Source organism: Flavobacterium sp. JP2137 (genome assembly GCF_050562195.1).
Classification (GTDB): Bacteria; Bacteroidota; Bacteroidia; order Flavobacteriales; family Flavobacteriaceae; genus Flavobacterium.
In genome coordinates, this window is record NZ_CP191647.1 from 2,371,399 (window position 1) to 2,385,910 (window position 14,512).

Below are 14,512 nucleotides of genomic sequence, written 5' to 3' on the forward strand. Positions count from 1 at the left end.
AGCTTCGGGTAAAATCTTCTTTTCAAATAGATTGTTTTACTTCTACATTAGCATTAAATTTGCACAAACAACACACTTTTTATGAATTCAAATACCAATAATAGATATGCCCTTCGCGGTGTTTCTGCGGACAAAGAAGACGTTCACAATGCGATTAAAAACATAGATAAAGGACTTTTTCCAAAGGCTTTTTGTAAGATTATTCCCGATCATTTGACCGGTGATGACGACTATTGTTTGATCATGCATGCAGATGGAGCGGGAACCAAGTCGTCTTTGGCTTATACTTATTGGAAAGAAACCGGTGATTTGTCGGTGTGGAAGGGCATCGCTCAAGATGCTTTGATCATGAATATCGACGATCTGCTCTGCGTAGGAGCTACGGATAATATATTGTTGTCCTCGACCATTGGTCGCAACAAAAACTTGGTACCAGGTGAGGTGATTTCCGCAATCATCAACGGTACTGAAAGCCTGATTGAAGATTTAAAGGGATTCGGAGTAACCATCCATTCTACAGGAGGTGAAACAGCAGATGTCGGCGATTTGGTTCGTACGATTATCGTGGATTCGACCGTTACGGCGCGTATGAAGCGCAGCGATGTTATCGACAACGCCAACATCACACCCGGAGATGTAATCGTCGGACTGGAGTCCTTTGGGCAAGCCCATTATGAAACGGAATACAATGGCGGCATGGGAAGCAACGGCTTAACCTCGGCGCGTCACGATGTTTTTGATCACTATTTAGCGGCCAAATACCCGGAGAGCTTTGACCCATCGGTACCGGAAAACTTGGTGTATTCCGGAAAGATGAAACTGCAAGATGCCGTAGAAAATTCGCCTATAGACGCCGGAAAATTGGTGTTGTCACCAACCCGTACCTATGCGCCAATCATCAAGCGCATCCTGTCGCAATTCAACGCCAAAGACATTCATGGTATGGTGCATTGCAGTGGCGGAGCACAAACTAAAATACTTCACTTTATCGAGGCGCTTCACATCGTTAAGGACAATTTGTTTCCCGTACCGCCCTTGTTCAAACTGATACAAGAGCAGTCGAAAACCGATTGGCAAGAGATGTACCGCGTTTTCAACTGCGGACACCGTATGGAATTGTATGTAAACCCCGAAGTGGCACAAGAAATTATCGAGATTTCCAAGTCCTTTGGTGTCAATGCACAAATCATCGGAAGCGTTGCTGCTTCAGAGGCCAAGAAATTGACCATTTCCTCGGAGTACGGAACCTTTATTTACCAATAGGGTGTCGCGCGTATTAGCCCTGGACTTTGGGAAAAAGAGAACCGGTATCGCAGTTACCGACGATTTTCGAATGATTGCATCGGGTTTAACTACCGTAGCAACACCGGAGTTGTTGCCTTTTCTAAAGGATTACTTCGCCAAGGAAAACGTCGAAGTCGTGATTATCGGCGAACCCAAGCGCATGAATAATGAGCCTTCGGAAATAACCCCACTAATCGAGAAGTTTATCGAGAAATTCACCCTGGCTTTTCCCGGTATGAAGGTGGAGCGCATGGACGAGCGATTTACCTCTAAAATGGCATTTCAAACTATGATTGATAGTGGATTAAAGAAAAAACAACGCCAAAACAAAGCCTTGGTAGATGAAATTGCGGCCACCATTATACTGCAAGATTATCTGGGGAAAAAATAAAACTATTAATTTATCGCGGGGCATCGAGAAAAGCACGGATGTTTCGATAGATAAATTGAAAAACGATTAACTTTGCTAAAAATAATTATATTGCGATGTCAAGTATACAAAAATCAGAAGCAGATGTTGTTTTAATAGGTGCCGGTATCATGAGTGCTACACTCGGTATACTGTTAAAAGAACTCGAGCCCAATCTTAAAATTGATATTATTGAAAGGCTTGATATAGCTGCTGCGGAGAGCTCTGATGCCTGGAATAATGCAGGAACAGGACATGCTGCGTTTTGTGAGTTAAATTATACCCCCGAAAGGGAAGACGGTACGATCGATGCGAGTAAAGCCGTTGATATCGTCGAATCCTTTGAGTTGTCGAGGCAGTTTTGGACGTATCTCACCCACAAAGGGGTTTTGAAAAATCCGGGCAATTTTATACATGCAGTCCCACATATGAGTTTTGTATGGGGCGAAGACAATGTGGCGTTTTTGAAAAAGCGCTATGAGGAATTGCAGAAATTCCCCCTCTTTAAGGATATGGAGTTTACCGACAAGGTGGAACAAATTAAAGAATGGGCGCCTTTGTTGATGAACGAAAGGGAATTGAATACCCCTTATGCCGCTACGGCAATGAAATTTGGTACGGACGTTAATTTTGGCGTACTAACTAGAGAGCTCTTTGCACATCTGCAATCGCTAGAGGGCGTAAACATGTATTTTAACACTGCGGTTAAAGATTTAAAAAAACAAGACGACGGACGTTGGAAGGTTACGGCCAAGCAGTTAGAAACCAAAGTCAAATCCAAAATCAAAGCCAAATTCGTATTTATAGGTGCGGGTGGCGGATCGATATTGTTGTTGGAAAAAGCCGATATTCCCGAAGGAAAGGGATTTGGAGGATTTCCTGTGGGAGGGCAATGGCTTAAGTGCACCAATCAAGAGGTTATTGATCAGCATTTTGCCAAAGTATACGGAAAGGCCTCTGTAGGAGCGCCTCCGATGTCTGTGCCGCATATAGATACGCGTTTTATAGATGGTAAAAAAGCCCTGTTATTCGGTCCTTATGCCGGATTTTCGACAAAATTCTTAAAAAACGGTTCGTATTTGGACTTGTTTGAATCGATTAAACTCAACAACATCAAACCCATGTTGGGAGCGGGATTAAAAAACATTCCATTGACCAAATATTTAATCGGGCAGGTTTTGCAATCCGACGACAATCGTTTGGAAGCGCTCAAGGAATACATGCCTGCGGCGCGGCAAGAAGACTGGACCCTAGAAGTGGCGGGTCAACGGGTACAAGTAATCAAAAAGGATGCCGACGGCAAGGGCGTACTGCAATTTGGTACGGAGGTCGTTAGTGCAGCAGATGGATCGATTGCGGCTCTGTTAGGAGCTTCGCCGGGTGCTTCTACTGCTACGTCAATCATGTTTACCCTACTGAAAAAGTGCTTTCCCGATCGCTTCGAGTCCGAAGCTTGGCAAGCCAAGATGAAAGAGATGATTCCGTCTTTTGGATTGCTCTTAAACGAACATCCCGAATTGGCCAAGGAATTGCGACTTCAGACTGCGAAAGCATTGAATTTATACCCATATAATACAAAATAGTTTTGCCAGATCGCAGAACTAGAAAAGAGTTGTCCCTTTGGGACAGCTCTTTTTTTGTGTAGTTATGCCGTGATTACCGCGTTTTGTTCACGTTGCCGAGATGCATCGCCAAGGCATCGGACAGTTCGTTTTCTCTGGAAAAATACTCCTCGTCTTCGGAAATAGCGGGTTCGGATATGTGCTGGTAGATCTTCCATCGTTTTTTATTGTATTCCAAGGCGGTTAAATTCTCGATCCAGTCGCCGGAATTGAGATACGTGATGCTGCCTTTGGCATTGCGCACCGTTTTGATTTTGGGCTCGTGTATATGACCGCAAATCACGAAATCGTACTGGTTGTCGATTCCCAAATCCGTAGCGGTTTTCTCGAAGTCTCCTATGAATTTAACCGCTTTTTTAACGCTGGCTTTGATGCGCTTAGACAGGGAATAGGGTTCCTTATGCAGTTTGATCAACATCCCATTTATTACGCGATTTAAGAGAATCAAATAATCGTAGCCCTTACTGCCCAGTTTGGCAATCCATTTGGCGTGCTGAACCGAAGAGTCAAAGACATCGCCGTGAAAAATCCACGCCTTTTTTCCGTCTATATCCAAGACCAATTTGTCGAGCAATGCGATATTTCCCAATTGAAAATCACTGAACTTTCGCAGCATTTCGTCGTGATTTCCGGTAATATAATATACTTTTGTTCCTTTAGAGGCCATATCTATTATTTTTTTGATGACCTTTAAATGGGATTTGGGAAAGTAAGATTTTCTAAATTGCCAGATGTCGATTAAGTCCCCGTTTAAAATCAGGGTTTTAGGTTTAATCGATTGCAAGTATTGGAGTAATTCTTTGGCATGACAACCGTATGTTCCCAAGTGAACATCGGAAATCACCACCATTTCTAAGAGTCTTTTTTTCAAAGGATTGGTTTTTTGTTCTAACAAATTAAGGCTACTTAGTTCATGTTAATGTTAGGCGAAGGTTATGGTATGATTAGTTTTTCAAGGAATAGGTGAGCGTGAAAAGAGTTTAATGTATAAAAATGAGGTGTTATGGCGGGTAATTCTTATGGAAAGCGATTTAGAATAAGCACTTTTGGCGAGTCGCATGGCGGGGCTATTGGCGGTATCATCGACGGTTGTCCTTCGAATGTAGTATTGGATATGGCTCAAATTCAACGGGAGTTGGACCGTAGAAAGCCCGGGCAATCCAAAATCGTCACTCAGCGTAAGGAAAGTGATCAAGTCGAATTTTTATCGGGAATTTTCGAGGGACGAACCACGGGTACCCCCATCGGTTTTATCATTAAAAATGAAAACTCCAAATCCGACGACTACGAACACATCAAAGACGTGTATCGTCCGAGTCATGCCGATTATGTATATCAGCAGAAATATGGTTTTCGCGATTACCGCGGTGGGGGGCGCAGTTCAGCGCGCGAAACCGCCTGTCGGGTAGTGGCGGGTGCGGTAGCGAAGCAACTGTTAAAAGACGTGGTGATTACCGCTTATGTTTCGGCGGTGGGTGAGCTGGGTTTGCAACAGCCATCTAATGCTTTAGATTTTTCGAATATCGAAAAAAGTCCTGTGCGCTGTCCCGATTTGCATTTGGCCGCTCAGATGGAAGCACTGATACTCGAGGTCAAAAAGCAAGGCGATACCGTAGGTGGGGTAATCAGTTGTGTGATTCAAAATGTGCCTACGGGTATGGGCGAACCGGTTTTTGATCGTTTGGATGCCGAGTTGGCTAAGGCCATGATGTCGATTAATGCCGTAAAGGGCGTGGAAATCGGCAGTGGATTTGCCGGCGCTCAGTGGCGCGGTAGCCAACACAACGATATCATACTACCCGGAGGTAAAACCCTGACGAATCATGCAGGCGGTATAGTCGGAGGAATCAGCAACGGTATGGATATCTATTTTCGCGTGGCTTTTAAGCCTGTAGCCACTTTAATGCAGGACCAACCCTCTGTAAATCACGACGATGAAGCCGTGGTGGTCACGGGAAGGGGCCGTCACGATGCCTGTGTGGTTCCCAGAGCCGTACCTATAGTAGAGGCAATGGCCGCCTTGGTCTTGGCAGATTTTTTGATTTAATGCGGTAATAATCTTGTAAATCAAATTTGCGAAGGGAAAAATGCTCTTGGGATGTTTTACATCTTAAGAGCATTTTTTTATGCTAAGTATTATGATTTCTGAGGGTTACATTTTTTCTGTTAATACTTAATTAAAAATCAATGATTTAATTAATTCAAAAAAAACAGGGGTTGTTCATGTAAAAAAAAGTGCTTTGTCAATAATTTATTAATACTAATTACTGTTATTTTATTGATTAGATACATGCTTTTGAGTGTTAAAGTTTGTTTTTGTTCAATATTTACACTTGTTTTTTGTTTTATTAATTTCTAGTTTTGAGGGTAACTTAAAATTATTTTATATGAACTTAAAATTAGTACTATTAGGTATTGTGGCATTTAGTGGAATAGCACTAAGCGCGCAAACAATTGTTTTTCAGGAGGGTTTTGAAATTGGAAATACCGGTGATTGGAAGGTGCTCGACGTGGACGGAGATGCGAACAATTGGGGGATTTACGGCTCCAACGATTTTACGGTTAGCATGGGTTTTGACGGCCGTTTCGTTGGTTCTGCTTCTACAAAGGATTCCGAAGCTTTAACGCCAGATAATATACTGATATCGCCACTGATTTCTTTAGCAGGTAAAAACGATGTAAAACTGAGTTTTAAAGTCGGTGCTTTAAGTACGGGTGATTTTGCCGAAAATTATTCCGTATATGTCGTTGTAGATTCTGAATATAATTCAGTCACGGACTTCCTTACTTTTTTAAACTCGAAAACACCGGTAGATTCAAATCGGCTTTCGGCTCATGGTCCTTTTACAAAACAAATATCTATAGACGAATTCAAGGACGAGGAGGTGCGTATTTTATTCAGACACCACGATTGTACAAATATGTATGTCATTGGAATCGACGATGTGGTGGTTACGGCAGGAACCGCCAAGGTCAATGAAGCCTTAGCCAGTAAATTCTCTTTCTATCCTAATCCAGTAACGGAGTTATTGCATTTTAATCAGGCAGGAAATATCCTGGTTTCCAAAATTACAGTGAGCGATATTAATGGAAGAACGGTCCTATATACTGATTTGAAACAAGGAATGACAGACGGGGAACTCGACGTTTCCAAACTTCAGGCAGGGGTTTACTTACTAACGATTTCCACTAATGAAGGCGTTTATACTAAGAAAATAATTAAAAAATAATGCTGAGGTAATTATCTATTAAAAAGGGCTTCTATATATTTGAAGGCCTTTTATAGGTTTTTAGCTAATTCTAGGTTTGTTTTTAATTTCTGCGTACAGAATCATATTTTCAACCCAGCGCACGAATTCAATAAGGATTTATGGAAATAGAAAGCTTTTATTATCCAAAAAAAAACCTTAAATCCTTGAGAAGCCCGCCTTTTTTTATTTTATTAAAATGCTAAATTTTTCTTGAACTATTCGATCCTATACTGTAACTACCCGCGGAAGTGAGTTCCTCGTCAACTGTTGTATAAAGGTTTATATGCGGCGATTGTTTTGCAATAACTTGCGCGGATAGTGTTTGTGCTGTATGGCGTAAAGTGGTCTATTGATTATTTCACTGATTGCCAAAGTGTTACTGTGGTGGAAAGCCCTTTTTTTAAGTCATTTTTTTTTTTTTTTGTTAAAGTTTATTTTATTTTTTGAAATTTTAGAAAAGAGGTCGCTATTTTGATGTGTTTTACTTAAAACCTCTTGTTGTTTATTTGCTTTTATTGGTAAATTTTAGTTTAATGTTTCCTTTTGTCTTCTATTTTTGATTAATTATCAATTAATTTGTGTTAAATTTGTTTTATGTTTAAATTTGTTTTTTTAAGTTTGAATCTAACTTAAAATTATTATTTATGAATTTAAAATTATTTTTATGCAGTTTAACGGTTCTGGTTTTCACGGGTAGCCAGGCACAGAACGAGGTAATAACTATATTTGAGGATAGTTTTGAGACCTACGAGGATTTTGCCATAGAAAATATAGGGCATTGGACAGTAAAGGATATTGATCAGCAACCCACGTATGGGCCGCGTACCACTACCGAAGGAGGAGAAAGAGTTGATGTAACGTATCCGAATGCCCGCACCCCCTACGCTTTTATGGTATTTACTCCTAAAAATACGACGCCTCCTTTGATTAATAATACCTGGGATGCTCATACGGGGGAGAAGTATATGAGTACCTTTGCTTGTAGGCAACCGCAAGGTGCCCCAGAAGTTATCGCTAATGACGATTGGTTAATCAGTCCTAAGATAAAATTGCTGGAGGAGCATAATAAATTGATTTTCTGGGCAAAATCGTATACCGCAGCGTTTGGTTTAGAGCGTTTTATTGTTGGCATATCCACTACAGATACGGAAGTAGCGAGTTTTAAGATGATTTCGGAGGGCGATTTCGTGGAAGCGCCAGATGATTGGACGGAGTTTATTTATGATTTAGATCAATATGCGGGTAAAGAAATCCATATTGCTATCCGGTGTGTGTCTGTTGATGCTTTTATGCTTTTTATTGACGATTTTGCGGTTGTCAAAGACAGTCGCGCACACGTCAATAAGCGATTGGCCAATCAGTTTAAAATATTTCCCAATCCAGCTCACGAGGTGCTAATGCTTTCTAATACCGGAAATTTACTTGTTTCCCGTGTAGTGCTAAAAGATATTCACGGCAGAATCGTAAAGTATGTGAATTTTAATGACGCGTTGATTACTGCGAAACTCGATGTTTCCACACTTCAATCAGGGGTCTATCTATTGGAAATTACCACGGACGAAGGAAGTTTTACGAAGAAAATAATAAAGAGATAAATTTTCACTAATTTTTCTTGTTCAAGAGGGTCTTTTAGGTAGATCCTCTTTTTATGGACTTTATCAGTCAATCAACTCCGTAAACTCCAGACACAGTGCTCGCTATTTATATATGATGACTCTTTTTGTCACCAACCAGCAATATGGTTTGCTTCGATAGGATACCATTATAAGTGATCCGCTGTTTTTTTTTAAGGCCTAATCGTTTTGTGATTTATTTAGCGACCGTCCGTTATGCCTACTGAGTATACCCTGTTTTTTTAGACGTTTGTTGGGTGTATTGTTATTTTTTGAGTGATTTTACTGTTTTTATTTTTTTATTTAGAAATATTGTATATATTTGAATTAACATTAATTATATAAATATATTATGAAGAAAAAATTACTTGTTTTAGGATTGGTTTTTGCGGGCATCACAGGTGTTAATGCACAAACGGTTTTGTTAAATGAAGGCTTTGAAGACGTTGAAAATTGGACGCCAGAGCAAGTTTGGGATTTGTATGACTTAGATGGAGACGGAGATTTTTGGGGTCTTATTCCACCTAACGACAATACGATTTTAAATGAGTTTACAGGGACGGTAATTGGTTCGTTTTCTTATGATAACGGAACAGAAACTCCTTTGCGTCCAGACAATTTATTGGTTACTCCAAGCTTGACGTTGCTTAGTGGTGCTTCTGAGTTGAGTTTTAAAGTAGGTGCAATTGACCCAGATTTCTTCGCAGAATACTATACCACTTACGCGGTGTTGAAATCGGAGTTTGACGCGGCGCTAGAACTTGGAACTATTGGTGATATTACAACTTTTTTAGGTAGTAAAACTCCTTTGGTTTCACAAAAAGTAGCTCAAGCTAAAGCTACAGTAAAAACGTTTACATTAGATCCTGCCTTTGCAAATAAAGAGATTGTGGTGCTTTTTAGACACCATAATTCATTTGATGTATTTTCTATTATTGTCGATGATGTAAAAGTGGTTAGTAATGGAAATGCTAGTATCAACAAAGAATTAGCGTCTCAATTTAGCGTTTTCCCTAACCCGGCAAACGATATCGTAAACTTTACGAATTCTGGAAACATCCTCGTTTCTAAAATTGAAGTTAAAGACTTAAACGGTAGAAACGTTCAATCTTTCGATTTTAATGGTGTGGCTACTTCAGAAATCAATATTTCTCAATTGCAAGCTGGTGTATATTTCTTAAATATCACGACAAACGAAGGAACATTGACTAAGAAAATTATTAAAAAATAATTTGATTTTAGTTGACCCAAAATAGTTTAAATCTAAAAAGGCAGTCTGTAAAAAGACTGCCTTTTGATTTTATAATACTTTTCTTTAGCTACTACGACAGCACCGATTAATCCGTGCATTCCATCAGTAGTAAATCGCCAGATTGATAGGTGATTTTGACCACTCCATCTCGGGCAACACTGTTGCTGCTCCCCGTGCGATATCCCAAGGTTAAACTCTCTTCTTGCAATGGGTATAGTAAATTTTCCGTGCGGATTCCCGTTGCGGTTCCCACGGGAATTAAAGATATAGGGGTGTCTTTCGGGTACCATTTCTCAAAGTGATAGGGAAGGCGGTACACCTTGGAGTAGTCGTCCAATAATACGATTTTCAATTGCGAACTGTATTTTACAATATGGGTTAAGTTGGTGATGGTATGATCCATTCGTCGTCCCGTTCCCCACACTACATTAGCACTGGGAATTCCGCGCTCTATTAAATACTGAAACGCCTTTTCTAAATCGGTGGAATTTTGATCTTCAATGCGAATAATTTCCAGAGGGTATTGATAACTTAAATAAGTCTCTGGGTCGTATCCGCGATCGAAATCGCCCAACAACACATCGACTTTTATACCCAACTGCATCACCCGGTCCATAGCGGCATCCAAAACGATGATTAACGGAGACCATTCCAATAATTGACCCATCAGTTCAGGGCTGCAACTCGCTCCGTTGGCAATGATTAAGGCCGGCTCTTGATCGTCGCGGACAATGTGGTGTGATGACATGCGTTTGGGCTATAAATTAGTGTGACAAAGCTAAAATTTAAAATCTACATAATTTCAAAATTGCTGGAATTAGTTTGCCTAAAACTGTTTATTAAGTCGCGGGATTGATTTATATTTGACCTTTATAAATACTCCAAAACAAAAAGTTATGAATCTATCACAAGAACAATGGTGGGAAAATTTTCAACAAGATGAAAATGCGGTTATTTTAGATGTGAGAACTGAAGAAGAATTTGAAGAAATTGCCATTCCAAATTCTCTAAATATAGATATTTACAAGGGACAAGGATTCTTGGATGAAATCAACAAATTGGACAAAGACAAAAAGTATTACGTATACTGCAAAGCCGGTGGGCGCAGCAATCAGGCTTGCTTGTTGATGAATCAACTCGGGTTTGAAAGTACGTACAACCTCTTGGGCGGAATTTCCGATTGGACCGGACCTGTGGTGACGGAATAAACGACAAACGCGCGACTGATACCGTTTTTGAATTGCTCGCTTAATGATATAAACATAGGGATTACCTCCAAAGGCAGTCCCTATACTTTTTTAGGGCAGTTCTTGATATTGTTTAGATTGGAGCTGCTGTGCTAGGGATTGATAGTAAGCCGTAGCCAGATCGACTTGCAACTGATTGATGTTGCTGATTTGAATCAACGCTGCCTTGACTTCTTGGGGTTTTTGCGATTGAAAACTGTACTGCCGTACTTTTTTGGTCGGCGATAATATCGTCAAAGTATTGTCTTTGATATAGCCCATGTCTTGATAAGTAGCGATAAAAGCACGGGGCGAATAGCTCGGCTGTAAAACATCCTGCCCGTAGAATTTCGACGTATAGTTAAAGCGGAGCAATCCCAATAGCGTTGGCATTAGGTCGATTTGCGACATCAAAGTGTTGTATTGCTGTGGCGCTATAAAATTAGGCGCATAAATCATAGCGGGAATGCGGTATTTGTCCAAGGGCAATTCCGTTTTTCCAGCGCTAGAGGCACAGTGGTCGGAGACGATGACAAAAACGGTCTGATCAAACCACGCTTGCTTGCGCGCTTGTTTAAAAAATTGTCGCAGGGCGTAATCGGTGTATTTTACGCCGCCATCGCGTGACTTCGAGCTGGGGTCAATATCGATTTTACCCGCTGGATAGGTGTATGGACGGTGATTGCTCACCGTCATGATGTGATTGAAAAAGGGAACTCCCGATCGGTATTCGCTATTCATAACTTGGATGGCCTTGGTGTACATATCTTCATCGCAAACCCCCCAGATATTTTTAAAAGTAATTTCATCGTCCTTAAAATCCGATTTATCTACGATGTCAAAGTGGTTGTTGGAAAAGAATTCCTCCATATTGTCGAAATACGCATCCCCGCCGTAGAGATACTTGGTTTGGTATCCCTGCTTTTGGAATACGGTCGCCGTGGAAAATTTGTTTTTATTGTCCTTGCGCTTAACGACGCTTTCACCGGGAGATGGCGGTATGGAAAGCGTTACAGCCTCCAATCCCCGGACGGTTCTATTGCCGGTGGCGTAGGTATTGGTAAAGAACAAACTCTGTAGGGCTAGGGAATCCAAAAAGGGAGTCAGTTGCTTTTCATTGCCGTAGTAGGCCATAAAATCGGCACTCAGACTTTCGATTGTAAGGAGGACCACATTTTTTTTAAGCGCTGTAGAATCGCTGTGAATCGACCTCAATAGGGAGTTGCCGTTATAGGCCGGATAGTCTTTGCGCAGTAAGGCAACCATTTTTTGCTGGGGCAATACCGGAAAAAACTGGAAGTAATCCAACTCGCTTTGATTAAAGGCTTGGTAAAATTTATAGGTGCCGTTGGCCTGAATCTCATTGGTAAACACATTGGGCGCATTTTCGAGCTGGCTGAGTTTGGGCAGGGTAAAAAGAGCTGCTGTAAACAGTATAGCATACAGGAAAACCGCAACGACTTTGCTGGAGAAATCCATCAGCTGTTCCAAGTTTTTATGGGTTTTTTTATAGATAAAAATCGTCAGCAACAAAGTGAGTACACCTATGGTAGTAAACAGGGGAACAACGGGATAAGATTCCAAGATGTTACCGATAACCGTATTGGTATACACCAAGTAATCGACCGCGATAAAATTGAATCGCAGTCCGAATTCGTTCCAAAAAAAGTATTCGCTGATCGCGTTTTGAACGAGTAGCAATGAAAATAGAAACAGCGAGCTAAAGTATATCGCCTTTCGAATCGCTGTGCGGCGGCTGGGAAAAAACAAACAAAGGCCAAAGCAAACAACCTTAATCGCTAAAAAAGCCTGAACGATTTCGGGTACCGAACCGCCGTAATCATTAAAGATGGTGTTGAAAAACGAGATGTAAATCAGAAAGGCGAGCAATATTCCAAAAATTAGTGGCCCCCAGGGTCTGGCGTATTTGCCGTTGGACAGGAATAGGTAATACAGCCCAAAAAAGGCGTAACCACAGATAAAGATAAAGAAATCATTGAGTGCACCTATCGAATATATCCTGCAAATCTCCAGAAAAGTAAAGGAGGAAGTCGTAATCGGGTGAAAGATAAAAATGCTTCGTAAAGCGATGTTTAATGCCAAATAATACATTAACAGGTATTTGAACGGCTTGAAAAGCGAAAAATTTAACAGCATAGTTGTGAGTTATAAAATGCAATAATACAATTGTTTTAGAAGGAACGTTTCAATTTTGAAAATATTATATTTGCAAACTCCATTTTAAGGGAAATTAAACATTTGAGGACGGTATGAAGCAGATTCATTTTATAGTAAACCCCATTTCGGGCAAGGGAAAACACGTGATTAATCAGGAATTGATCGATCGGTTTTTTCCCAAGGAGGCGTATAAGGTGGTTCTTCATTTTTCGGCCTATAAAAAGCATGCTATCGCCCTAACTCAGGAAGCGATGAAGCAACGGCCCGATATCATCGTGGCCTGTGGCGGAGATGGTACTATACATGAAGTAGCCGCTCAATTGGTCAATACGGATATCGCATTGGGTATAATTCCCGTAGGCTCCGGGAATGGATTGGCTTCCAATTTGGAAATTTCCAAGTCGATGGATCAGGCGATGGAAAACGTCAAAAACGGCCTAATCAAACACATCGATGTCGGTCAAATCAACCACAAATACTTTTTTAGCAATATGGGCTTTGGAATCGATGCGACCATCATCGAGAACTACGAGAAATCCGGTTCCCGCAAATTGATTTCATATTTAAAAGCCGCGATTCAATCGGCCAAGAAATTCGAGTTTAAAAACATGGAAATGACGATTAATGGAGTTCCCAAGCGGGTAAAACCCCTGTTGTTGTTTATATCAAACTCCAATGAAATGGGCTATTCCATGACCTTGACTCCCAAAGCGAGTTTGCAAGATGGTTTGTTGGATATACTGATGGTTCCCAAAATCAATACCCTGCAGAAATTCTACTTCGGCCTTTTGGTCTTGTTAAAGAAAACCGATCGGTTTGCTCCGGCAGAATGGATGCAGCTCCCCCGTTTGGAAGTGACGATTTCCGATTTTCAAAACAATGCCATTCAGCTCGATGGAGAGTATTATTTGTTTAAAGAAAACACTTTTGTAATTCAAGTATTGCCCAGCGCATTAAAAGTGTTGTGTTAAAGTAAAACCAAATGAAGATTCTAATAGTTGAAGACGAAGTAGGGATCACCAATTTCTTAAAACAAGGATTGGAAGAAGAGGGGTATATCGTGGTAATCGCCGCCGATGGTAGCAGCGGTAAAGCCCTGTATGACCAGCATGCTTTTGACTTGTGCTTGTTGGACTGGATGTTGCCCAAAATGTCCGGATTGGAGCTGTGCAGCTATATTCGCGGGCAAGATGCCCAGATTCCCATATTGTTTTTAACGGCCAAAGACACCGTGAGCGAAACCATTGCAGGTTTGCGCGCCGGAGCCAACGATTATATCAAAAAGCCCTTTAGCTTTGAGGAGCTGTTGGAACGCATCAAAGTTCATTTTAGAGCGTCGGATATTCCCGACTTGTTAAAGTGGAACGACGTCGTTTTAAACCTACAGCAATACCAGGTTTTTAAAGACGAGCGCGAAATTCCCTTTACGCCCAGAGAATTTGAGTTCCTCCAATTTTTAATCGAAAACAAAGGCAAGATTTGCACCCGTAATCAGATTATTGATGCGGTTTGGCAAACGAGTTTCGAATACGATACCGGTGTCCTCGATGTATTTATGAATGCCATTCGGAAAAAACTGCAACTCAACAAAGACGACGCCCGCCTTAAGACCATACGCGGAGTCGGTTTTTTGCTCAACGATTAAGGGGCCGTGCAGTTGAGCTGCGCGACCCCTTG

The 14,512-nt window shown here is 41.0% G+C and carries 13 protein-coding genes; 10 read left to right on the forward strand and 3 right to left on the reverse strand.

Annotated features, from left to right (window positions below; all coding sequences use genetic code 11):
- Positions 1–81 precede the first annotated feature (81 nt).
- The 3 genes from ACQZ43_RS10450 (at position 82) to ACQZ43_RS10460 (ending at position 3,276) form a co-directional block, all read left to right on the forward strand.
- Positions 82–1,263, forward strand: a complete 1,182-nt coding sequence (locus ACQZ43_RS10450; RefSeq protein WP_430612388.1) for an AIR synthase related protein — start codon at positions 82–84, stop codon at positions 1,261–1,263.
- A 1-nt stretch (position 1,264) separates the two neighbouring features.
- Positions 1,265–1,675 (forward strand): Holliday junction resolvase RuvX, encoded by a 411-nt coding sequence (ruvX, locus tag ACQZ43_RS10455; RefSeq protein WP_430612390.1) that lies wholly within the window; start codon positions 1,265–1,267, stop codon positions 1,673–1,675.
- Between the two features lie 95 nt (positions 1,676–1,770).
- The gene (locus tag ACQZ43_RS10460; RefSeq protein WP_430612392.1) at positions 1,771–3,276 is read left to right on the forward strand and encodes a malate:quinone oxidoreductase; all 1,506 of its coding nucleotides are present in this window, start codon (positions 1,771–1,773) and stop codon (positions 3,274–3,276) included.
- A gap of 73 nt (positions 3,277–3,349) precedes the next feature.
- On the opposite strand, the gene ACQZ43_RS10465 is transcribed toward ACQZ43_RS10460, so the two are convergent.
- On the reverse strand, positions 3,350–4,186 hold the full coding sequence (locus ACQZ43_RS10465) for a UDP-2,3-diacylglucosamine diphosphatase (RefSeq protein WP_430612394.1): 837 nt from the start codon (positions 4,184–4,186) through the stop codon (positions 3,350–3,352).
- 132 nt (positions 4,187–4,318) lie between these two features.
- Here ACQZ43_RS10465 and aroC point away from each other — a divergent pair, with 132 nt between their 5' ends.
- From aroC to ACQZ43_RS10485, 4 genes are all read left to right on the forward strand, one after another.
- Entirely contained in the window at positions 4,319–5,362 is a 1,044-nt protein-coding gene (gene aroC / locus ACQZ43_RS10470; RefSeq protein ID WP_430612396.1) for a chorismate synthase, read from the forward strand.
- 340 nt (positions 5,363–5,702) lie between these two features.
- A complete protein-coding gene (locus ACQZ43_RS10475; RefSeq protein ID WP_430612398.1) occupies positions 5,703–6,545 on the forward strand; it encodes a choice-of-anchor J domain-containing protein in 843 nt (280 codons plus the stop codon).
- Positions 6,546–7,210: 665 nt separating this feature from the next.
- On the forward strand, positions 7,211–8,161 hold the full coding sequence (locus ACQZ43_RS10480; RefSeq protein WP_430612400.1) for a choice-of-anchor J domain-containing protein: 951 nt from the start codon (positions 7,211–7,213) through the stop codon (positions 8,159–8,161).
- A gap of 370 nt (positions 8,162–8,531) precedes the next feature.
- Positions 8,532–9,410 carry a T9SS type A sorting domain-containing protein gene (locus ACQZ43_RS10485; protein WP_430612402.1) on the forward strand — a complete coding sequence of 293 codons (879 nt, stop codon included), beginning with the start codon at positions 8,532–8,534 and terminating at the stop codon, positions 9,408–9,410.
- 106 nt (positions 9,411–9,516) lie between these two features.
- On the opposite strand, the gene ACQZ43_RS10490 is transcribed toward ACQZ43_RS10485, so the two are convergent.
- Entirely contained in the window at positions 9,517–10,179 is a 663-nt protein-coding gene (locus tag ACQZ43_RS10490; RefSeq protein ID WP_430612404.1) for a thiamine diphosphokinase, read from the reverse strand.
- Positions 10,180–10,327: 148 nt separating this feature from the next.
- Between ACQZ43_RS10490 and ACQZ43_RS10495 the strand changes: the two genes are divergently transcribed.
- A complete protein-coding gene (locus tag ACQZ43_RS10495) occupies positions 10,328–10,639 on the forward strand; it encodes a rhodanese-like domain-containing protein (RefSeq protein WP_430612406.1) in 312 nt (103 codons plus the stop codon).
- Positions 10,640–10,729: 90 nt separating this feature from the next.
- Here the strand turns inward: ACQZ43_RS10495 and ACQZ43_RS10500 are convergent, their stop codons facing one another.
- Positions 10,730–12,814 carry an LTA synthase family protein gene (locus ACQZ43_RS10500; RefSeq protein WP_430612408.1) on the reverse strand — a complete coding sequence of 695 codons (2,085 nt, stop codon included), beginning with the start codon at positions 12,812–12,814 and terminating at the stop codon, positions 10,730–10,732.
- Positions 12,815–12,927: 113 nt separating this feature from the next.
- Between ACQZ43_RS10500 and ACQZ43_RS10505 the strand changes: the two genes are divergently transcribed.
- Together ACQZ43_RS10505 and ACQZ43_RS10510 are read left to right on the forward strand one after the other, a co-directional pair.
- Positions 12,928–13,806 (forward strand): diacylglycerol/lipid kinase family protein, encoded by an 879-nt coding sequence (locus ACQZ43_RS10505; RefSeq protein WP_430612410.1) that lies wholly within the window; start codon positions 12,928–12,930, stop codon positions 13,804–13,806.
- Positions 13,807–13,817: 11 nt separating this feature from the next.
- On the forward strand, positions 13,818–14,480 hold the full coding sequence (locus tag ACQZ43_RS10510; protein WP_430612412.1) for a response regulator transcription factor: 663 nt from the start codon (positions 13,818–13,820) through the stop codon (positions 14,478–14,480).
- Positions 14,481–14,512: the final 32 nt, after the last annotated feature.

What these genes read in the sequence shown, in the direction of transcription:
- ACQZ43_RS10450 (WP_430612388.1), top strand. Translation starts at nt 82, where the DNA reads ATGAATTCAAATACCAATAATAGATATGCCCTTCGCGGTGTTTCTGCG.
- aroC (WP_430612396.1), top strand. Translation starts at nt 4,319, where the DNA reads ATGGCGGGTAATTCTTATGGAAAGCGATTTAGAATAAGCACTTTTGGC.
- ACQZ43_RS10480 (WP_430612400.1), top strand. Translation starts at nt 7,211, where the DNA reads ATGAATTTAAAATTATTTTTATGCAGTTTAACGGTTCTGGTTTTCACG.
- ACQZ43_RS10485 (WP_430612402.1), top strand. Translation starts at nt 8,532, where the DNA reads ATGAAGAAAAAATTACTTGTTTTAGGATTGGTTTTTGCGGGCATCACA.
- ACQZ43_RS10490 (WP_430612404.1), bottom strand. Translation starts at nt 10,179, where the DNA reads ATGTCATCACACCACATTGTCCGCGACGATCAAGAGCCGGCCTTAATC.
- ACQZ43_RS10475 (WP_430612398.1), top strand. Translation starts at nt 5,703, where the DNA reads ATGAACTTAAAATTAGTACTATTAGGTATTGTGGCATTTAGTGGAATA.
- ACQZ43_RS10495 (WP_430612406.1), top strand. Translation starts at nt 10,328, where the DNA reads ATGAATCTATCACAAGAACAATGGTGGGAAAATTTTCAACAAGATGAA.
- ACQZ43_RS10510 (WP_430612412.1), top strand. Translation starts at nt 13,818, where the DNA reads ATGAAGATTCTAATAGTTGAAGACGAAGTAGGGATCACCAATTTCTTA.
- ACQZ43_RS10500 (WP_430612408.1), bottom strand. Translation starts at nt 12,814, where the DNA reads ATGCTGTTAAATTTTTCGCTTTTCAAGCCGTTCAAATACCTGTTAATG.
- ACQZ43_RS10505 (WP_430612410.1), top strand. Translation starts at nt 12,928, where the DNA reads ATGAAGCAGATTCATTTTATAGTAAACCCCATTTCGGGCAAGGGAAAA.
- ACQZ43_RS10460 (WP_430612392.1), top strand. Translation starts at nt 1,771, where the DNA reads ATGTCAAGTATACAAAAATCAGAAGCAGATGTTGTTTTAATAGGTGCC.